Below are 19,549 nucleotides of genomic sequence, written 5' to 3'. Positions count from 1 at the left end.
TTTGCAAGTAAGCTTGCAATCAGGCCACAGCAAGCACATTGCGAAGCTGACTACACTAATTGCATGAAACGTCGTGCCTTCGGGCAGTACTGCGGTCTCTCCCGCGCCCTTGAGCTGGTCGGCGAGCGGTGGGCGCTGCTGGTCATCCGCGATCTGGCCGTGCGCCCGCAGCGGTACAGCGACCTGCTCGGCGGGCTGCCCGGCATCCCCACGAACGTGCTCTCCACCCGGCTCAAGGAGCTGGAGGAGGCCGGCATCGTGGAGCGCCGCGCGGTGTCGACGCCGCAACGCGGTGTCGTGTACACCCTCACGCCCGCCGGCCGCGACCTCGAACCGGCCGTATGGGCCCTCGGCCGCTGGGGAACCACCCAGCTCGGCGCGCCCCGCCCCGGCGAGATCGTCACGCCCTCGGCGGTCGTCATGGCGCTACGGGCCGTCTTCGACTCCGACCGGGCGGCCGGGCTGACCGCGACCTGGGAGATCCACGCCGGTGACCTGGTGGTCCACGCCGCCGTCACCGACGGCCGACTCGAAGCCGGCAGCGGCCCGCCCCCGGTCCGGCCCGACCTCGTGATCACCTTCGAGCCCGACGACCTGCCGTCCTTCGTGGCACTCATGCAGGCCGCCAGGTGCGGACTGGTCGAGTTGGACGGACCGCGCGAACTCCTCGACACGTTCATCGGAGTCTTCCCGAGCACACGGCAGCCCGCCGACCGATGAGTTCCGCGTCCCCGCGAGGTCTACCCCTCCACGAGTGAAAGCTGAGCCCGAGCTCTGCGAGGAAACATGACCACCAACGCACAGCCCCTACCCCCCGTCGTGGACACCGCCACGTGGGAGAACCGGCTCGAAGCCCTGCGTGCCCGCGAGAAGGCCGCGACGCGGGAGCTCGACGCCATCGCCGCCGAGCGTCGCCGGCTGCCGATGGTCGAGATGCCGGACTACACACTTGAGGGCGAGGACGGCCCGGTCCGCCTGGCGGACGTCTTCGACGGCAAGAGCCAGCTGATCGTCTACAACCACATGTGGTTCGACGGCAAGGAGTGGCAGTGCCCGGGCTGCACCGGGCTCACCTCGCAGTACACCCGCCTGCACTTCCTGGACAACTACGACGCGCGATTCGTCATCGTCACCCAGGGCCCGATCAAGGAGGCGCTCGCCTACCGGCACCGGGTCGGCAACCGGATGCCGTGGTACTCGACCGCGAACAGCCCCTTCGGCACCGACGTCGGCGCACCCCCCGGCGGAGGATTCGCGGTCAACGTCTTCCTGCGCGACGGCGACACCGTCTACCGCACCTGGCACACCACGGGCCGCGGCACCGAACAGCTGAGCCACACCTTCCCGTTGATCGACATCCTCCCCTACGGCCGCCAGGAGGAATGGCAGGACTCCCCCGACAGCTGGCCCCAGTCCCCCACCTACAGCGGCTGGGCCAAGTCCCCGGACATCGCCGCGCTTTACGGCCCTGACGCGGACGCCAACTGAACGGATCACGGACGACGAGCGGGCGCTCCCACCTGCCCGCCACCGCCTATCCCTTCCTCCTCCTGGCCGCCTTGCCCGCCCGGGAGGCCTTCGGTCTGCGTGCGGGGTTCGACGGCCCGGGGACCGTGGGGACGTTCGGGGCGGAGAACTCCCGGTTGGCCAGGGTCTGTCGGCGGATCGCGGCGGGCAGGTCCGGCATGGCCAGCAACCTGTCGCACGCCTCGACGGAGGCCGCGAACTCGCCGACCCAGTAGGCGGTGATCGAGAACTCGAAGAGGAGCCCCCATCGGTAGACCCAGGGCTTGGTGAAGAGCAGATCACCCGGTTCCGCCGCGCCGACGGCATCGCGGAGAAGGGCGTACGCGGTGCGGTAGCGGCCGGCGATCCGCAGGCGGGACGCCAACTCGTAGCAGGCTTCGAGTCGTTGAGGTCGCCCGTCCCAGGCCCGGGAGAAGGCGTCCATCGCCCCCGGCCAGTCGTCGGCCCGCTCCGCCCGCAGGATTCCGGCCTCCAGGAGCGAGCAGTAGACCTCCTCGCCCCAACCCCCCATCCGGGCGCGCCGCTCGTAGAGAGCGATCGCCTCCTCCGCGTGCCCCAGGTCGCGTTCGGTGTTGGCCAGATAGAAGACCGTGCGCGGATTGCCCGGGTCCCGCTCCAACTCGCGCCGCAGCAGGCGCGCGTCGCGCTCGAACTTGTCGCCGCGGCACCCGCCGTCGGCCTGGTCCTCGATGACGAGCACATCCAGGTTCTCCTGGACATCGGGCTCGTCGGTGCACGGGTACTCGTGCGTGACACCCTCGTAGCGCCACAGCCAGTCGCCCCGCATGAGGTGCTTGAACCGGTGCTGGGTGCCGGGGCCGGCGTAGCGCAGCATGTACGACCCCGCCGTCAGCCGGGGCAGCGGGGCGTCCTGGCGCATGACGTGGTCGGCGTCGAGGGTGAGCAGGTAGTCGGCCTTGCCGCGGGCGTGCTGGATGTTCCGGGTCCGGTTGTGCCCGAAGTCGACCCAGGGGTCCTCGTGCAACTCGCCCGGAACGCCGTCAAGCACCTTGCGGATCAGGTCCTGCGTGCCGTCCGTCGAGCCGGTGTCGGAGATCACCCAGTAGTCGACGAGCGGACGGACGGCCTCCAGGCAGCGCTCGATCACCAGCGACTCGTTCTTGACGATCATGCACAGGCAGAGGGTCTGCTTCACGTTCACGGCCTCACCCGTCCCGGACTGCTGACGTCCCGTCGGAAACACGGGCGTCACCGTCGCACGCCCCGGTTTCACGGCCGTCCCACCACGCGGAGACCGGGCCGGAGAGCCCCCGAACAGCGGCGGATGAGCCAAGACGGGTGATCGCGGGTAAAAAATGCCCCATCAGAACGCACGGATTAGTCCGATATGACGACAAGCGGCGCGTTCCGAACCGCCCTGCCGATCGCCTCGCTCCGCCCAGGTCAAGCTCGCACTTGAATTCGGGACATCACCCGAACCGGTCGAGCAGGGAGCATGTGGATGAAGACGAGTCCCGAGTTCCGGACAGCACTCCTCGGGCCACTGGCCCGGGACAGGTTCAGGAAGGCGGGCCTGGTCGCCTCGCTCGCTCTGGTCCTGGCGGCAGGCGTGGCCGATCCGACCGCCGCGGCGACGCGCAGCGTGACCGAGAACGCCAGGGCGACGGCCGGCAACGGCGGCGACCACTGCAAACCGGGCCACCCGCACGAGTCCCGGACCCCCGGCCAGAAGACCAACTGCAAGGGGCCGACGGGCCCGACCGGCCCCAGGGGTCCCAGAGGCCCCAAGGGCGAACAGGGTGACAGGGGCCCGAGAGGCGAAAAGGGAGCCACCGGCCCACAGGGACCCACGGGAGCCACCGGCCCACAGGGCCAGCCCGGCCAGCCGGGAACCCCGGGCCCAACAGGACCCGCCGGCCCGACCGGCCCACAGGGCGACCAGGGCCCCACGGGCGCCCCCGGCACCCCCGGCACCCCCGGCACCCCTGGTTCCACCGGCGCGACCGGTGCCACCGGCCCCTGCGCCGACATCGACGGCTTCCAGGACCAGCAGGTGTACGAGGTACGCGGCGCGGTGAGCGGAACCATCACCTACGCGGGCATCCGCGACGTCCGCAACAGCGAGGACCACACCATGAGATGGACGGACCTCAGCACGCTGACGGGCTACCCGAACGGCGGCACCAACGGCTACGCCTGCGCCGTTTCCGTCAACGAGCACAGCCAGGGCAACCAGGAACTGGCGGGCATCAAGTACGACATCATCACCACCACGGGCCTGGTCTTCGAAACCATCTGCACCGAGAGCCACGCCGGAGGCGACCCGGCCACCCTCACCTGCCCCGGCCCCTGGACCCCCCTGAACTCACCCGAACCAGGCAACGCCAACAGCGCCACCTGACCACGCCTCACGCAGCCGGCCCGGCCACGTCGCTCGACGTGGCCGGGCCGGCTGCGCAACAGCACCACTCCAGAACCACCAACGAGAGCACGTCAGTGCGAGTGCCCCCCAGGCGCAGCAGCCGCGTTCTTGACCGTAAGAGGCAACAACTTCTTCCCAGTCGGCCCGATTTGAATGGAAGTGTCCATCTGCGGACACACCCCACAATCAAAACAAGGCGTCCACCGGCAGTCCTCCACCTCCGTCTCGTCCAGCGCGTCCTGCCAGTCCTCCCACAGCCAGTCCTTGTCGAGGCCCGAGTCGAGGTGGTCCCAGGGGAGGACCTCCTCGTACGTCTTCTCGCGGGTCGTGTACCAGTCGACGTCGACCCCGAACGCCGGCAGCGTCTTCTCCGCGCAGCGCATCCAGCGGTCGTAGGAGAAGTGCTCGCGCCAGCCGTCGAAGCGGCCGCCGTCCTCGTAGACCGCGCGGATCACCGCGCCGATCCGGCGGTCGCCCCGGGACAGCAGGCCCTCCACGATGCCCGGCTTGCCGTCGTGGTAGCGGAAGCCGATCGAGCGGCCGTACTTCTTGTCGCCGCGGATCTTGTCGCGCAGCTTCTCCAGGCGCGCGTCCGTCTCCTCCGCCGACAGCTGCGGGGCCCACTGGAAGGGAGTGTGGGGCTTGGGGACGAAACCGCCGATCGAGACCGTGCAGCGGATGTCGTTCTGGCCGGAGACCTTGCGACCCTCGGCGATCACGTTCATCGCCATGTCGGCGATCTGGAGGACGTCCTCGTCGGTCTCCGTCGGCAGGCCGCACATGAAGTACAGCTTCACCTGGCGCCAGCCGTTGCCGTACGCCGTGGAGACGGTCCGGATCAGGTCCTCCTCCGTGACCATCTTGTTGATGACCTTGCGCATGCGCTCCGAGCCGCCCTCCGGCGCGAAGGTCAGCCCGGACCTACGCCCGTTGCGCGTCAGCTCGTTCGCCAGGTCCACGTTGAAGGCATCGACCCGCGTCGACGGGAGGGACAGGCCGATCTTGTCCTCCGTGTACCGGTCCGCCAGGCCCTTCGCGATGTCACCGATCTCCGAGTGGTCGGCCGAGGACAGGGAAAGGAGGCCCACCTCCTCGAAGCCCGTCGCCTTCAGGCCCTTCTCGACCATCTCGCCGATGCCCGTGATCGACCGCTCGCGCACCGGGCGCGTGATCATGCCCGCCTGGCAGAAACGGCAGCCTCGCGTGCAGCCGCGGAAGATCTCGACGGACATGCGCTCGTGGACCGTTTCCGCCAGCGGGACCAGCGGCTGCTTCGGGTACGGCCACTCGTCCAGGTCCATCACCGTGTGCTTGGACACGCGCCACGGGACGCCCGACCGATTGGGGACCACGCGCGCGATACGGCCGTCCGGCAGGTACTCCACGTCGTAGAACGCCGGGATGTACACCGAACCCGTCTTCGCCAGGCGGAGGAGGACCTCCTCGCGGCCGCCGGGGCGGCCCTCCGCCTTCCACTCGCGGATGATCCTCGTCATGTCGAGGACCGCCTGCTCGCCGTCGCCGATGATCGCCGCGTCGATGAACTCCGCGATGGGTTCCGGGTTGAAGGCCGCGTGGCCGCCCGCCACGACGATCGGGTCGTCCAGGCCCCGGTCCTTCGACGCCAGCGGGATGCCCGCCAGGTCCAGGGCCGTGAGCATGTTCGTGTAGCCCAGCTCCGTGGAGAAGGACAGGCCGAACACGTCGAACGCGCCCACCGGGCGGTGACTGTCCACCGTGAACTGCGGGACGCCGTGCTCCCGCATCAGCGCCTCCAGGTCCGGCCACACGCTGTACGTGCGCTCGGCCAGAGTGCCCTGCTGCTCGTTCAGGACCTCGTAGAGGATCATGACGCCCTGGTTGGGCAGCCCGACCTCGTAGGCGTCGGGGTACATGAGCGCCCAGCGGACGTCGCAGGACTCCCACGGCTTGACCGTGGAGTTGAGCTCACCGCCCACGTACTGGATCGGCTTCTGCACATGCGGGAGCAGGGCTTCGAGCTGCGGAAACACGGACTCGGCGGCCGCAGCGACTTCGGCAGGCATCTCGCGCACCTTCGTGGGCTGGACTGAACGGACTGGGGTGACCATCCAGCCTAACGCGCCCCCGGGACCTCCCCGACCGCGAAGAGCGCCCGGGACCTGGTCACCGGGACCTCCGCTCACAGCACCGCCGACGTCCTGATCCCCTCCCACGCCTCCGGCAACCGCGCCTCCACGCTCGCCGCGACCTGCTCCTCGCGCCCGTACAGCACCCCGTACGTGAAGGTGTTCTCCCCCGCCGCGTGCGCCACGGCGGACAGCTCGCGCAGGGTCTGGCGGGTCATCACGCTGTCCTGGTGGTCGCCGAGCAGGCTCTGCACCGACTTCATCGACTTGACCAGCGTGGCCGCGGGAGAGCCGAGCGCGGGTGCGGCGGCCTCGGCCGCGTACCGGGCCCGCTTCGCCTTCTTGCGCGCCTCGTGGATGGCCACGTCCCGCTCCGCGCCGGGTTCGAGGGCGATCGCCTGGTCCACCAGGTCCGACAGCTTCCCGAAGTCCTTGCGTACGGCCTTGGCGATCACCTTCTCCGGTTTCCCGGCCGCGTCCGCCAGCAGCGGCGGCTCCGCGACCAGGGCGTCCAGCACGTCGAGCAGGACCAGATAGCGCCTGGAGTCCAGGACGCCGATCAGCCGGCGGCGCGAACCGCCGCGGCGGGCGTTGGCCCAGGTGCGCAGACGGGTGCGGAGGGGGCCGTACACGAGGGTGCGAGGCAGTTCGCCCACGGCTGCGGACAGGCGCTCGGTCATCACCTCGCGGTCGCGGTCGACGCCGAGTTCGCCGGCCAGCCACTTCAGTTCCTCGCCGATCGGGTCGGTGACCGTGCGGTCGAGGACCTTCGCGTACGAGCGGAAGGCGCTGCGCATACGGCGGGTGGCGACCCGCATGCGGTGCACGGAGTCGGGGGCGTCCTGCCGTACGGCCGGGTCGAGTTCGAGGATCGCGTCCCGCTGCTCACGGACGTACGCGAGGACATGGTCGCCCGCGGTCACCGGGTCGGCGGGCGCCGGCTGCTTCTTCTTGCCGCCGCCCTTCCTCTTCGGTGCCGTCTCCGCCAGCGCCCGGGCCAGCTTGGACGAGGACTTCGAGGGCCGTACGCCGGCCTTCCGCAGCCGCTTCTCGACCTTGTCGAGGAAGGCCTGGTCACCGCCGTCGGCCAGCTCGACCTCCAGCTCGGTCCACTGCGCGGTGCCGGCGCCCGCCGCGAGCCCTTCGGCGTGTACGGCGTCCACGCTCACCTCGGCGAGGAGGCGGCCGTCGGCGTCCACGAGGTGGCGCAGGTCGCGGTCGGAGCGCAGCCGGACGACCGGGATCAGCTCGGCGTCCCGGACGCGGGCGCGGACCAGTCCTTCGAGGGTGCGCGGGAGGGTGTCGGCGAGCGGGGCGTGGATCTCGTCGCGGATGTCGGTGGCGACCGGGAACTTGAGGTGCCAGCCGGCGTCCGAGCCGCCGGTGCGCCGGCGCAGGGTGATTCTCGCGGCGGCCAGCCGCTGGTCGGCGGTGTCGTAGTAGGTGGCGTCCAACTCGGCGACGCCCTTGTCGAGTACGGCCGCGACTCCGGCGATGCCGGTCAGGTCGGGCAACCCGCTGTCGTCGGATTCGTACTTCCGCTCGATCTCACGCTTGGTGTCCGCCATGAACCGAATCTAATCGCTGGTGAGCGGAGAAGACAGAGCCCACAACAGGTGAACCCCGGGCAAACTCGCGGTAAGCACGAGATGTCCGGGGTTGTCCGTGACCGGTGTCACGCCGTATTACCTCATGTCACGTCACGCCGACATGGGCCGCTGCACCCTGATCGACTGCAACAGCCCCACCGCCACCCACACCGCGAACATCGAGGTACCGCCGTACGAGACGAAGGGCAGCGGCAGGCCGGTGACCGGCATGATGCCGAGGGTCATGCCGATGTTCTCGAAGGCCTGGAAGGCGAACCACGCCACGATCCCGGCGGCCACGATCGTGCCGTACAGCTCGGTCGTCTCGCGGGCGATGCGGCAGGCCCGCCACAGGACGACCCCGAGCAGGACGATGATCAGGCCCGCGCCGACGAAGCCGAGCTCCTCCCCCGCCACCGTGAAGACGAAGTCCGTCTGCTGCTCCGGCACGAACTGCCCGGTGGTCTGCGAGCCGTGGAACAGCCCCGAGCCGGTCAGCCCGCCCGAACCGATCGCGATGCGCGCCTGGTTGGTGTTGTAGCCGACGCCCGCCGGGTCGAGGTCGGGGTTGGCGAAGGCGGCGAAGCGGTTGATCTGGTAGTCGTCCAGGATGTGCAGCTGCCAGACCGCGATCGCGCCCAGCGCACCGGCGGAGATCAGCCCGAACACCCAGCGGTTGGAGGCACCGGAGGCGAGCAGCACGCCGAGGATGATGATCACCATGACCATGACCGACCCGAGGTCGGGCATGAGCAGCACGACCAGGATCGGTACGGCGGCCAGGCCCAGGGCCTGCAGGACCGTACGGGGGTCGGGGTACTTCTTGTCGCCGGCGTCGACCCGGGCGGAGAGCAGCATCGCCATGCCGAGGATGATCGTGATCTTCACGAACTCCGAGGGCTGGAGCGAGAAGCCGCCGCCGAGCACGATCCAGGAGTGCGCGCCATTGACCGTGGAGCCCAGCGGGGTGAGCACCAGCAGGATCAGGAAGACCGAGGCGCCGTAGAGGATCGGGACCGCGGTGCGCAGGGTGCGGTGGCCGAGCCAGACGGTGCCGATCATCAGGCAGAAGCCGATGCCGGTGTTCATGAGGTGCCGGATGAGGAAGTAGTACTGGTCGCCCTGGTTGATCTCGGTGCGGTTGCGGGTCGCCGAGAAGACGAGGACCGCGCCGATCATCGACAGGGCGAGCGCGGCCAGCAGTATCGGCCAGTCCAGGCGGCGGGCGAGCGAGTCGCGGGCGAAGACCCGGGTCCAGCCGGCGCGCTCGGGGCCGTAGCCGGAGACGGAGAAGCTGTTGCCGGTCATGTGAGCATCCTCCGGCTGCCTCGCTTACGGGGTCGCCTTCGCGTGTTCTGGTTGGTCGTCGGCGTGTTGGTGGTCGCGCCGGGCTGGGTCTCGTCCGGCGCGGCCGTGCCCTTGTCGGTCGCCTTGAGCTCCTTGACCGGGTCCTTGGCGATCTTCGGGGAGTTGATCGTGCCGTCCGTCCTGACCTTCGGCAGCCCCTTCTGCGGGGTCGGCAGCATCGCCTTCTTCTTGTCGATCGAGCCGTCGGCCTGGACGCCGTAGAGGGCGTTGTAGATCCCGCGCACGGCCTCACCCGAGGCGCCCGAACCGGTACCGGCCTGGGCGATGGTCATGATGACCGTGTAGTCCTTGGAGTAGGTGGCGAGCCAGGACGTGGTCTGCTTGCCGTAGACCTCGGCGGTACCGGTCTTGGCGTGCAGCGGGATCTTGTCCTGCGGCCAGCCGCCGAACTTCCAGGCGGCGGTACCGCGGGTGACGACGCCGGCGAGCGCGTTGTCCATGCCCTTGATGGTCGCCTGGTTCACGGGCAGCTTGCCCACGGCCTTCGGCTTGATCTCCTGGACGGTCTTGCCGTCGGGGCTGACGATCGCCTTGCCGATGGTCGGCTGGTACATGGTGCCGCCGTTGGCGAGGGCACCGTAGATCGCGGCCTCCTGGATCGGCGTGACGAGGGTGTCGCCCTGGCCGATGGAGTAGTTGATCGAGTCGCCCTCGCGCATCTTGTTGCCTTCGAGGCAGTTCTCGTACGCGATCTGCTGGACGTACGTGCCGCCCTTCTTGCCGGTCTTGCACCAGTAGGCCTTGTTGGCCTCCCAGGTCTCCTGCTTCCACTTGCGGTCCGGGACGCGGCCGGTGACCTCGTTCGGGAGGTCGATGCCGGTCACCTTGCCGAGGCCGAACTGGTGGGCCGCCTTGTAGAAGTAGTCCTTGGGCTCACCCTTCTTCGGGTTGATGCCGCCGTCCTTCTTCCACTCGCGGTCGGCGAGACCGTAGAAGACGGTGTCGCAGGAGACCTCCAGGGCGCGGCCCAGTGAGATGGGGCCGAAGCTCTCGCCCTCGAAGTTCTTGAAGACCTGGCCGCCCACCGAGTACGAACTGGTGCAGGGGTAGCCGCCGTCCCACTCGTAGCCGGCCTCGACCGCGGCGGCCGTGGAGACCACCTTGAAGGTCGAACCGGGCGCGGACTGACCCTGTATGGCACGGTTCAGCAGCGGGTAGTCGGAGTTCTTGCCGGTGAGCTTCTTGTAGTCCTTGGCGGAGATGCCGCCGACCCAGACGTTCGGGTCGTAGGTCGGGGCGGACGCCATGGCGACGACCCGGCCGGTCTTGGCCTCCATCACCACGACGGCACCGGAGTCGGCCTTGTAGTTCTCGCCGGTGATCTTGTCGAACTGGCCGCGGGCGATCTTCATCGCGTTGTTCAGCTCGTACTCGGCGACCCGCTGGACGCGGGCGTCGATGCTGGTGACGAGGTTGGCGCCGGGCTCGGCCGCGTCGGACTCGGCCTTGCCGATGACGCGGCCGAGGTTGTCGACCTCGTAGCGGGTGACGCCGGCCTTGCCGCGCAGTTCCTTGTCGTACTGGCGCTCAAGGCCCGAGCGGCCGACCTGGTCAGAGCGGAGATAGGGCGAGTCGGTGTCCTGGGCCTTGGTGATCTCGTCGTCGGTGACCGGCGAGAGGTAGCCGAGGACCTGGGCGGTGTTGGACTTGCCCGGGCTCGCGTAGCGGCGCACGGCCTCCGGCTCGGCGGTGATGCCGGGGAAGTCCTCGGCGCGCTCGCGGATCTGCAGGGCCTGCTTGGCGGTGGCCTCGTCGGTGATCGGGATCGGCTGGTAGGGCGAGCCGTTCCAGCAGGGCTTGGGCGTCTGCGCGTCGCACAGCCGGACCTTCTGGATGACCTCCTGGGGCTTCAGCCCGAGGACGCCGGCCAGCTTGGTCAGGACGGCCTTGCCGTCGTCCTTCATCTTCAGCAGATCGGTGCGGGAGGCGGAGACCACCAGCCGGGTCTCGTTGTCGGCGAGCGGCACTCCGCGCGCGTCCAGGATCGAGCCGCGTACTGCGGGCTGGACGACCTGCTGGACGTGGTTGCCGGACGCCTCCTTGGCGTATTCGTTGCCCTCGCGGATCTGCAAGTACCACAGGCGTCCGCCGAGGGTGCCGAGCAGGGAGAGGACGAGGATCTGGATGACGACGAGCCTGATCTGGACGCGTGGGGTCCGACCGGTCTCGGGGATGTTGGTCACTGCGGCTGCCTCCCCCTCTCAGTGTGTGTCTGTGTCATATCCGACGGACCTGTGAACGGCCGCCGCCAACTCCCGCGCGCTCACAGCCGCTTGACCCCCTTGATGCGGCCCACGCGGGTGGTGCGGGCGCGTGCCTTGGTCTTCAGGGAGCCGAGGCCGCCGCGCTGGCCGCCGATCTTCAGCCCGGTGCCCGCCGACAGCCAGCCGGAGGAGATGTCGGTGGCCTTGCTCGCGGCGGAGTTGGTCTCGGCGAGCGGGTCGTTCTCCGCCTTGCGGGCCAGCGCCATGATGCCGGGCACGACGAACGGGGCGAGCAGCAGGTCGTACAGGGCGGCCGAGAACAGCAGGCTGGGCAGGCCGACATGGCGGGCGGCGGTGTCGCCGACGAGGGCGCCGACGCCCGCGTAGAGAAGGGTCGAGCCGATCGCGGCGGCCACTACGACGACCATGGGGCCGGTGGCCGACTTGAGCCGGCCGTTCTCCGGTCTGGCAAGGCCGGCGAGGTAGCCGACGACGCACAGCACCAGGGCGTAGCGCCCGGCCGCGTGGTCGGCGGGTGGCGCGAGGTCGGCCAGGAGTCCCGCGCCGAAGCCGACGAGGGCGCCGCCGACATGGCCGTAGACCATGGCGAGGCCGAGGACGGTCAGGAGCAGCAGGTCGGGGACGGCACCCGGGAGGTGGAGGCGGGCGAGGACGCTCACCTGGAGCACCAGGGCGACGACGACCAGGGCCGAAGAAAGCAGGATCCGGTTGACGCGCATGGGGGTGACTCAGCTCCTACTGCTGCTCTTGCTGTTGACCGTCGACGGGTGCGTTCGCGGACGGGGTGACCGTGACGGTGACCGTCGGTGTGGGGGTCGGCTTGGGCTTCTTGGGGAGCACCGTGTCCCGCGGGTCCTGCTTGGGGGCCTCCACGACGACGCCGATGACGTCGAGTTTGGTGAAGGCGACGTACGGCGTGACGTAGATGGTGCGGGTCAGGCCGCCCGCGGAGGGCTCGACGCGGGAGACGACGCCGACCGGGACGCCGGGCACGAAGGGCTTGTCGGCCTGCGAGCCGAAGGTGACAAGGCGGTCGCCCTTCTTCACCTCCGCCTTGCCGTTGAGCAGTTCGACGCGCAGCGGGCGGTCGCCCTGTCCGGAGGCGAAGCCGAGTTCGTCGCTGCCCTCCATGCGGGTGCCGACGGTGAAGTCGGGGTCGTTGGCGAGCAGCACGGTCGAGGTGTTGGGGCCTACGGTCGTCACGCGGCCGACCAGACCGTCGCCGTTCAGGACGGTCATGTCGCGCTTGATGCCGTCGTTTGCGCCGATGTCGATGGAGACCGTCCAGGAGAAGCCCTGGGCCGCTCCTATGCCGATGACCTGGGCGCCCTTGATGCCGTACTGGCCCTCGCCGGCGACCTTCAGCATCTTGTCGAGCTGTCTGAGGCGGCTGGTGTTGCGGTCGTCGCTGCCGAGCTTCGCCTTGAGGGCCGCGTTCTCCTGCTCAAGACGGGCGAGCCGGTCGTGCCGCTCGCCCGAGTCGCGGATCGCGGAGACGGCGTTGCCGACCGGGTCGACGGCCGACGACACACCGTTCTCGATCGGGCCGAAGACCGTGGCCGCGGCCTGGCGGGCACCGTCGACCGGCGAATCCTCTCCGCCGCGGATGTCCACCGTGATCAGCGCGAACGCGACGGCGATCAGCAGCACCAGGAGCAGCCGGCTCTCTCGTGTGTCCCTCACGTGCGGCGGCCGTGCCTTCCTCATAGGAATGTGCAGGGGGTGTGTGTGCCATGCAGGTGGTTGTTTATGCGCGAGCTTATGCCTCTATATCAACGATCCGCCGCACGAGAGGAGATCGTCTCGTACGGCGGAATCGAAGAGTTACGTCATCTGCGCGGCGAGGCGTCGAGAACCTGCTGAAGTGCCTCGAACTCCTCGACGCACTTGCCGGAACCGAGCGCCACGCTGTCCAGCGGGTCCTCGGCGATATGGATCGGCATGCCGGTCTCCCGGCGCAGCCGCTCGTCCAGGCCGCGCAGCAGGGCGCCGCCGCCGGTCAGGACGATCCCGCGGTCCATGATGTCGCCGGACAGCTCCGGTGGGCACTTGTCGAGAGTGGTCTTCACGGCGTCGACGATCGCGTTGACGGGTTCCTCGATCGCCTTGCGCACTTCGGCGGCGGAGATGACCACGGTCTTGGGCAGGCCGGAGACCAGGTCCCGGCCGCGGATTTCGGTGTGTTCGTCAGCGTCGAGGTCGTACGCCGAACCGATCGTGATCTTGATCTGTTCGGCCGTCCGCTCACCCAGCAGAAGGCTGTACTCCTTCTTGATGTGCTGGATGATCGCGTTGTCCAGTTCGTCGCCCGCGACGCGGATGGACTGGGCGGTGACGATGCCGCCGAGCGAGATGACCGCGACCTCCGTGGTGCCGCCGCCGATGTCCACCACCATGTTGCCCGTGGCCTCGTGGACCGGCAGGCCGGAACCGATGGCCGCGGCCATGGGCTCCTCGATGATGTGCACCTGGCGCGCCCCGGCCTGGGACGACGCCTCGATGACGGCGCGGCGCTCGACGCCGGTGATGCCCGAGGGCACGCACACGACGACGCGCGGCCGCGCGAGATACCGCCGCTTGTGGATCTTCAGGATGAAGTAGCGGAGCATTCGCTCGGTGATCTCGAAGTCGGCGATCACGCCGTCCTTCAGCGGGCGCACGGCAACGATGTTGCCGGGGGTCCGCCCGATCATCTTCTTCGCTTCGGCGCCGACCGCCAGAATTCCACCGGTGTTCGTGTTGATCGCGACGACGGACGGCTCGTTGAGTACGATCCCGCGACCCCTGACGTACACCAGCGTGTTGGCGGTCCCGAGGTCGACAGCCATGTCACGGCCGATGAACGACATTGAGTTCCCCATCAGGATTCGTCTGGCCTTCCCGGGAGCTTTTGAGGGCTTTTCAGGTCGGCGAAGTGGGTGCAGTGACGTGAAGGCCTCCATCGTAGACGCGCCTTCACGAACACTGCGTTAGGGTCTTCGCCATTGTCAGCAGATGATGCGCGGCTCCGCTTGTGGAGACGGCCCATCGGGGGCAGTCGTTCCCCCGATCGGCACGCATATGCCGAGGGACGGCCGAAAAAGACCGGCCGTCCCAGGTCAGGAGAGACTCCCGGCTGACACCCAGTCAGAAACGTCCACCAAAACTCCGTAAGCGGTCTCCCGGAGAGCGCCGACTTCCGGAGAGCTACGCGTGGTCCGGGAAGAAGATCTTCAGCTCGCGCTCCGCCGACTCCATGGAGTCGCTCGCGTGGATCAGGTTCTCGCGCACGATCACGCCGAAGTCGCCGCGGATGGAGCCGGGGGCGGCGGCGATCGGGTCGGTCGGGCCCGCCAGGGCGCGGACGCCCTCGATGACCCGCTCGCCCTCGACGATCAGCGCGACGACCGGGCCGGAGGCCATGAACTCCACCAGCGGCTCGTAGAAGGGCTTGCCCTTGTGCTCGCCGTAGTGCTGCTCCAGCGTCTCCTGGTCCAGGGTGCGCAGCTCCAGCGCGGTGATCCGCCAGTCGGCCTTGCGCTCGATGCGGCCGATGATCTCGCCGGTCAGGCCGCGGCGGACCGCGTCGGGCTTGAGGAGGACGAGGGTGCGCTGAGTCACGGCAGGGCTCCTATGGATCAAGAATCGTGCGGGGTGTTCGAAGATTACAGGGCGTGTCCGGGCCCCTGTCACACAGCGTCAGGTGTAGAGGGGCCCGCCGAACCCGCCTGCGCGACCGTGGCCGAGGCGGCCTGCTCGGCGAATCTCGCCTTCGCCTCGTCGATCTTTCTGCCGTAGTGCACCGAGGCCCACCACAGGGCCGCGAAGATCGCCCCGAGGAAGAACATCGAGGGCACGATGAAGCCGGACGCGATCAGGGCGATCTGCAGGGCCCAGCCCAGCGCGATCCCGCCGGGGCGGGTGACCACGGCGCACAGCAGGACGGACAGGAGCATCGCGATGCCGCTGACCGTCCACACCGTCGACATGGACAGGTCGGGGTCCTTCATGGCCACCAGACCGGCGAAGCCGATCACGAAGAACTCGCCGATCAGGGTGGAGGAACAGAGCGTACGCACGGGTGGTCAGCCCCTCCCCAGGAGCAGTCGGGCCTCGCCCACGGTGATGACGGAGCCGGTCACGAGGACGCCGCCGCCCGCGAACTCGCCGTCCTCCTCGGACAGCGTGATCGCCGCCTCCAGCGCGTCCGGCAGCCGGGGCTCGACCTGGACGCGGTCCTCGCCGAACACCTCGACGGCGATGCCCGCGAGTTCGTCGGTGTCCATCGCGCGGTGGCTGGAGTTCTGTGTGACGACGACCTCGGCGAAGATCGGCTCGAAGGCTTCGAGCAGCCCCCGCACGTTCTTGTCGGCGCTCGCCCCGACCACGCCGATCAGCCGGCTGAAGTCGAAGGCCTCACCGACCGCCTCGGCGGTGGCGCGGGCGCCGGCCGGGTTGTGCGCCGCGTCCAGCACGACGGTGGGCGAGCGGCGTACGACTTCGAGGCGGCCCGGAGAGGACACCGCCGCGAAGGCCTTGCGGACCGTTTCGAGGTCGAGCGGCTCGGGGCGCTGGGAGCCGACGCCGAAGAACGCCTCGACGGCGGCGAGGGCGACGGCCGCGTTGTGCGCCTGGTAGCCGCCGTGCAGCGGGAGGTACACCTCGCCGTACTCGCCGCCCAGGCCGCGCAGGGTGAGCAGTTGCCCTCCGACCGCGACCTGCCGGGCGACGACCCCGAATTCGAGTCCCTCCCTGGCCACGGTGGCGTCGACGTCGACGGCCTTCTTCAGCAGCACCTGGGCCGCGTCCACCGGCTGCTGGGCCAGGATGACCGTCGCGTCCTGCTTGATGACGCCGGACTTCTCCTTGGCGATCTCGCCGGGCGTCTCGCCGAGCCGGTCGGTGTGGTCCAGGTCGATGGGGGTGACGACGGCGACGTCACCGTCGATCACGTTGGTGGCGTCCCAGGTACCGCCCATGCCGACTTCCACGACGGCGACGTCGACGGGCGCGTCCGCGAAGGCGGCGTACGCCATGCCGGTCAGCACCTCGAAGAAGGACAGGCGGTAGGGCTGCTGCGCGTCGACCATCTCGATGTACGGCTTGATGTCCTCGTACGTCTCGATGAACCGCTCGGCGGAGATCGGGGCGCCGTCCAGACTGATCCGCTCGGTGACGGACTGGACGTGCGGGGACGTGTACCGGCCGGTGCGCAGCTCGAAGGCGCCGAGGAGGGCCTCGATCATGCGGGCGGTCGACGTCTTGCCGTTCGTCCCCGTGATGTGGATCGAGGGGTACGAGCGCTGGGGGTCGCCCAGGAGGTCCATGAGCGCGGCGATGCGGGTGACGCTGGGCTCCAGCTTGGTCTCGCCCCACCGGGTGGCGAGCTCCGCCTCGACCTCGCGCAGTGCCTTGTCGACCTCGGGGTCCTCGGGGCGGGCCGGCACGTCTGCCTCCGGCGGGGCGCCCTGGGTACGCAGGGTGCGGCTGCCGGCCTCGATGACCGCGAGGTCGGGGTCGCGGTCGGTCTCGTTGGCGATGATCTCGTCGAAGGGGTCGGTGTCGCTCACGGTCCCCAGTCTACGGAGGCGGAGTGACGGTGCGCCCAGGGAGTGGGGTGGCTGGTCTTGGTGGGCGAGTGCGAGTGCGTCGTGGCTGATCGCGCAGTTCCCCGCGCCCCTAAAAAACCACAAGCCAACGGTCCGGGACTGCTGCTCTTTGTCGGCGGGTGCGAGTCCGTCGTGGCTGATCGCGCAGTTCCCCGCGCCCCTAAAAACCACAAGCGACCGGCACCCAGCCGCTCCGCAACTCAGCGCCACGCATCCCACTCAGCTGCGGGCAGTCGTGCCGCTGGGGCGGCACGGGTGGGCGCAGCGGCACCCGGCCAGCGCCGGTGAGCGAATCGCCCCGGCGGTACGCGAAGGCCCCGGTAGCTCAAAAGCTCCGGGGCCTTCGTCGACGTACAGATCCCTACGCGGACGGCAACCTGTCCAGTTGGGCCTGGATCCTGGCGATGTCCTCGTCCGCCTTCGTCAAGCGGCCTCGGATCTTGTCGACCACGTTGTCCGGGGCCTTGGCCAGGAACGCCTCGTTGCCGAGTTTGGCCGTGGCCTGGGCTTTCTCCTTCTCCGCCGCCGCCAGGTCCTTCGCCAGGCGCTTGCGCTCCGCCGCGACATCGATCGTGCCGGAGAGGTCGAGCGCAACCTCCGCGCCGGAGACCGGCAGCGTCGCCGTCGCCGTGAAGGACTCGCCCTCCGGCTGGAGACGCAGTAGCTGGCGGATCGCCGCCTCGTGGGGCGCGAGGTCCGTGCCGTCGAGCGTGAGGCGGGCCGGGACACGCTGGCCCGGCTGCAGGCCCTGGTCCGCACGGAAGCGGCGCACCTCCGTGATGACCGCCTGAAGCGTCTCGATCTCCCGCTCGGCCGCCTCGTCACGGAAGCCGCTGTCCCCCGGCCACTCCGCGACCACGACCGACTCACCACCCGTGAGCGTCGTCCACAACGTGTCCGTGACGAACGGGACGACCGGGTGGAGGAGCCGGAGGGTGACGTCGAGGACCTCGCCGAGGACCCGCTTCGAGACCTCCGCCGACGGACCGCCCGCCTGGAACGTCGTCTTCGACAGCTCGACGTACCAGTCGAAGACCTCGTCCCACGCGAAGTGGTAGAGCGCGTCGGACAGCTTCGCGAACTGGAAGTCGTCGTAGAACGCGTCGACTTCGGCCACCGTCTTGTTCAGCCGGGAGAGGATCCAGCGGTCCGTCGCCGACATCTCCGACGGGGACGGCAGCGGGCCCTCGATCGTCGCGCCGTTCATCAGCGCGAAGCGCGTCGCGTTCCAGATCTTGTTCGCGAAGTTCCGGGACGCCTGGACCCAGTCCTCGCCGATCGGCACGTCCGTACCGGGGTTGGCGCCGCGGGCCAGCGTGAAACGGACCGCGTCGGAGCCGTACTTGTCCATCCAGTCGAGCGGGTCGACGACGTTGCCGAAGGACTTCGACATCTTCTTGCCGCGCTCGTCACGGACCAGGCCCGTCAACGCGATGGTCTTGAAGGGGACTTCGCCGTCCATCGCGTACAGGCCGAACATCATCATCCTGGCGACCCAGAAGAAGATGATGTCGTGGCCGGTCAGCAGGACGTCCGTCGGGTAGAACTTCCGCAGATCCGCGGTCTGTTCGGGCCAACCGAGCGTGGAGAAGGGCCACAGGCCGGACGAGAACCAGGTGTCCAGGACGTCCGTGTCCTGCCGCCAGCCCTCACCGGTCGGCGGCTCCTCGTCGGGGCCGACACAGACGACCTCGCCCTCGGGGCCGTACCAGACGGGGATGCGGTGCCCCCACCACAACTGCCGTGAGATGCACCAGTCGTGCATGTTGTCGACCCAGTCGAAGTACCGCTTCGACATGTCCTCGGGGTGGATCTTGACGCGCCCGTCACGGACGGCGTCACCCGCGGCCTGCGCGAGCGGGCCGACCTTGACCCACCACTGCATGGACAGCCGCGGCTCGATGGTCGTACGGCAGCGCGAGCAGTGGCCGACCGAGTGCGCGTACGGGCGCTTCTCGGCGACGATCCGGCCCTGCGAGCGCAGCGCGCCGACGATCGCGGCGCGGGCCTCGAAGCGGTCCAGGCCCTCGAAGGGACCGTGGACCGTGATGACCGCGCGCTCGTCCATGACCGTGATCGACTCCAGGCCGTGGCGCTGGCCGATCGCGAAGTCGTTCGGGTCATGGGCCGGGGTCACCTTGACGGCACCCGTGCCGAACTCGGGGTCGACGTGCGTGTCCGCGACGACGGGGATCGTACGGTCGGTCAGCGGCAGCTTGATCCGCTTGCCGACCAGGTGCTTGTACCGCTCGTCGTCGGGGTGGACGGCGACCGCGGTGTCACCGAGCATCGTCTCCGCACGCGTGGTCGCGACGACCAGCGTCTCGTCCCCCTCGCCGTACTTGATGGAGACCAGCTCGCCGTCGTCCTCCTGGTACTCCACCTCGATGTCCGAGATGGCCGTCAGACAGCGCGGACACCAGTTGATGATGCGCTCGGCGCGGTAGATCAACTCGTCGTCGTACAGCCGCTTGAAGATGGTCTGGACGGCCTGGGAGAGGCCCTCGTCCATGGTGAAGCGCTCACGGCTCCAGTCGACGCCGTCGCCGAGGCGGCGCATCTGGCCGAGGATCCTGCCGCCGTACTCCTCCTTCCACTGCCACACGCGCTCGACGAACTCCTCGCGGCCCAGGTCCTGGCGGGACTTGCCCTCCTCGGCGAGCTGCTGCTCGACCTTGTTCTGGGTGGCGATGCCGGCGTGGTCCATGCCCGGCAGCCACAGCGCCTCGAAGCCCTGCATGCGCTTGCGGCGGGTGAGGGC

Annotated in this window: 15 protein-coding genes; 3 read left to right on the top strand and 12 right to left on the bottom strand. The window is 69.2% G+C overall.

Translation table 11 applies throughout. The features are described 5' to 3' along the window. Positions 1-63: 63 nt before the first annotated feature. Together ACWDR3_RS35405 and ACWDR3_RS35400 are read left to right on the top strand one after the other, a co-directional pair. Positions 64-720 (top strand): winged helix-turn-helix transcriptional regulator, encoded by a 657-nt coding sequence (locus ACWDR3_RS35405; protein ID WP_450356666.1) that lies wholly within the window; start codon positions 64-66, stop codon positions 718-720. Between the two features lie 66 nt (positions 721-786). Further along, complete coding sequence (locus ACWDR3_RS35400) at positions 787-1,488, top strand: DUF899 domain-containing protein (protein ID WP_450356665.1); 702 nt, start codon at positions 787-789, stop codon at positions 1,486-1,488. 46 nt (positions 1,489-1,534) lie between these two features. Here ACWDR3_RS35400 and ACWDR3_RS35395 read toward each other — a convergent pair whose 3' ends face one another. Next, positions 1,535-2,659 carry a glycosyltransferase gene (locus ACWDR3_RS35395; protein ID WP_450356676.1) on the bottom strand — a complete coding sequence of 375 codons (1,125 nt, stop codon included), beginning with the start codon at positions 2,657-2,659 and terminating at the stop codon, positions 1,535-1,537. Between the two features lie 330 nt (positions 2,660-2,989). Here ACWDR3_RS35395 and ACWDR3_RS35390 point away from each other — a divergent pair, with 330 nt between their 5' ends. Next, entirely contained in the window at positions 2,990-3,889 is a 900-nt protein-coding gene (locus ACWDR3_RS35390; protein ID WP_450356664.1) for a hypothetical protein, read from the top strand. Positions 3,890-3,981: 92 nt separating this feature from the next. Here the strand turns inward: ACWDR3_RS35390 and ACWDR3_RS35385 are convergent, their stop codons facing one another. From ACWDR3_RS35385 to ACWDR3_RS35335, 11 genes are all read right to left on the bottom strand, one after another. Beyond that, positions 3,982-5,955, bottom strand: a complete 1,974-nt coding sequence (locus ACWDR3_RS35385; protein WP_450356663.1) for a TIGR03960 family B12-binding radical SAM protein — start codon at positions 5,953-5,955, stop codon at positions 3,982-3,984. 116 nt (positions 5,956-6,071) lie between these two features. Continuing rightward, entirely contained in the window at positions 6,072-7,586 is a 1,515-nt protein-coding gene (locus tag ACWDR3_RS35380; protein WP_450356662.1) for a CYTH and CHAD domain-containing protein, read from the bottom strand. Positions 7,587-7,718: 132 nt separating this feature from the next. Further along, positions 7,719-8,915 carry a rod shape-determining protein RodA gene (gene rodA, locus ACWDR3_RS35375; RefSeq protein ID WP_123999952.1) on the bottom strand — a complete coding sequence of 399 codons (1,197 nt, stop codon included), beginning with the start codon at positions 8,913-8,915 and terminating at the stop codon, positions 7,719-7,721. Further along, positions 8,912-11,158, bottom strand: a complete 2,247-nt coding sequence (gene mrdA / locus ACWDR3_RS35370; RefSeq protein ID WP_450356661.1) for a penicillin-binding protein 2 — start codon at positions 11,156-11,158, stop codon at positions 8,912-8,914. Before mrdA ends, rodA begins: the two co-directional genes overlap by 4 nt. An 80-nt stretch (positions 11,159-11,238) precedes the next feature. Next, on the bottom strand, positions 11,239-11,919 hold the full coding sequence (gene mreD / locus ACWDR3_RS35365) for a rod shape-determining protein MreD (RefSeq protein ID WP_402349193.1): 681 nt from the start codon (positions 11,917-11,919) through the stop codon (positions 11,239-11,241). A gap of 16 nt (positions 11,920-11,935) precedes the next feature. Beyond that, on the bottom strand, positions 11,936-12,883 hold the full coding sequence (mreC, locus tag ACWDR3_RS35360; RefSeq protein ID WP_450356660.1) for a rod shape-determining protein MreC: 948 nt from the start codon (positions 12,881-12,883) through the stop codon (positions 11,936-11,938). 146 nt (positions 12,884-13,029) lie between these two features. Further along, complete coding sequence (locus tag ACWDR3_RS35355; protein ID WP_123999956.1) at positions 13,030-14,049, bottom strand: rod shape-determining protein; 1,020 nt, start codon at positions 14,047-14,049, stop codon at positions 13,030-13,032. Between the two features lie 337 nt (positions 14,050-14,386). Further along, a complete protein-coding gene (ndk, locus tag ACWDR3_RS35350) occupies positions 14,387-14,800 on the bottom strand; it encodes a nucleoside-diphosphate kinase (protein ID WP_450356659.1) in 414 nt (137 codons plus the stop codon). Between the two features lie 68 nt (positions 14,801-14,868). Beyond that, a complete protein-coding gene (locus ACWDR3_RS35345; RefSeq protein ID WP_450356658.1) occupies positions 14,869-15,258 on the bottom strand; it encodes a DUF4233 domain-containing protein in 390 nt (129 codons plus the stop codon). 6 nt (positions 15,259-15,264) lie between these two features. After that, positions 15,265-16,749: a bifunctional tetrahydrofolate synthase/dihydrofolate synthase gene (folC, locus tag ACWDR3_RS35340; protein WP_450356657.1), complete on the bottom strand. Its 1,485-nt coding sequence runs from the start codon at positions 16,747-16,749 to the stop codon at positions 15,265-15,267. A 400-nt stretch (positions 16,750-17,149) separates the two neighbouring features. Then, positions 17,150-19,549 (bottom strand): valine--tRNA ligase (locus tag ACWDR3_RS35335; protein ID WP_450356656.1); only part of this gene is annotated, 2,400 nt, incomplete at its 5' end.

The sequence above is a fragment of the Streptomyces sp. NPDC001002 genome, assembly GCF_053599215.1.
The sequence above is the reverse complement of the archived record's forward strand: the minus strand, read 5'-3'. Positions and strand labels throughout refer to the sequence as shown.

What these genes read in the sequence shown, in the direction of transcription:
- ACWDR3_RS35385 (WP_450356663.1), bottom strand. Translation starts at nt 5,955, where the DNA reads ATGCCTGCCGAAGTCGCTGCGGCCGCCGAGTCCGTGTTTCCGCAGCTC.
- rodA (WP_123999952.1), bottom strand. Translation starts at nt 8,915, where the DNA reads ATGACCGGCAACAGCTTCTCCGTCTCCGGCTACGGCCCCGAGCGCGCC.
- ACWDR3_RS35405 (WP_450356666.1), top strand. Translation starts at nt 64, where the DNA reads ATGAAACGTCGTGCCTTCGGGCAGTACTGCGGTCTCTCCCGCGCCCTT.
- ACWDR3_RS35355 (WP_123999956.1), bottom strand. Translation starts at nt 14,049, where the DNA reads ATGTCGTTCATCGGCCGTGACATGGCTGTCGACCTCGGGACCGCCAAC.
- ACWDR3_RS35395 (WP_450356676.1), bottom strand. Translation starts at nt 2,659, where the DNA reads ATGATCGTCAAGAACGAGTCGCTGGTGATCGAGCGCTGCCTGGAGGCC.
- mreD (WP_402349193.1), bottom strand. Translation starts at nt 11,919, where the DNA reads ATGCGCGTCAACCGGATCCTGCTTTCTTCGGCCCTGGTCGTCGTCGCC.
- ACWDR3_RS35400 (WP_450356665.1), top strand. Translation starts at nt 787, where the DNA reads ATGACCACCAACGCACAGCCCCTACCCCCCGTCGTGGACACCGCCACG.
- ACWDR3_RS35380 (WP_450356662.1), bottom strand. Translation starts at nt 7,586, where the DNA reads ATGGCGGACACCAAGCGTGAGATCGAGCGGAAGTACGAATCCGACGAC.
- ACWDR3_RS35390 (WP_450356664.1), top strand. Translation starts at nt 2,990, where the DNA reads ATGAAGACGAGTCCCGAGTTCCGGACAGCACTCCTCGGGCCACTGGCC.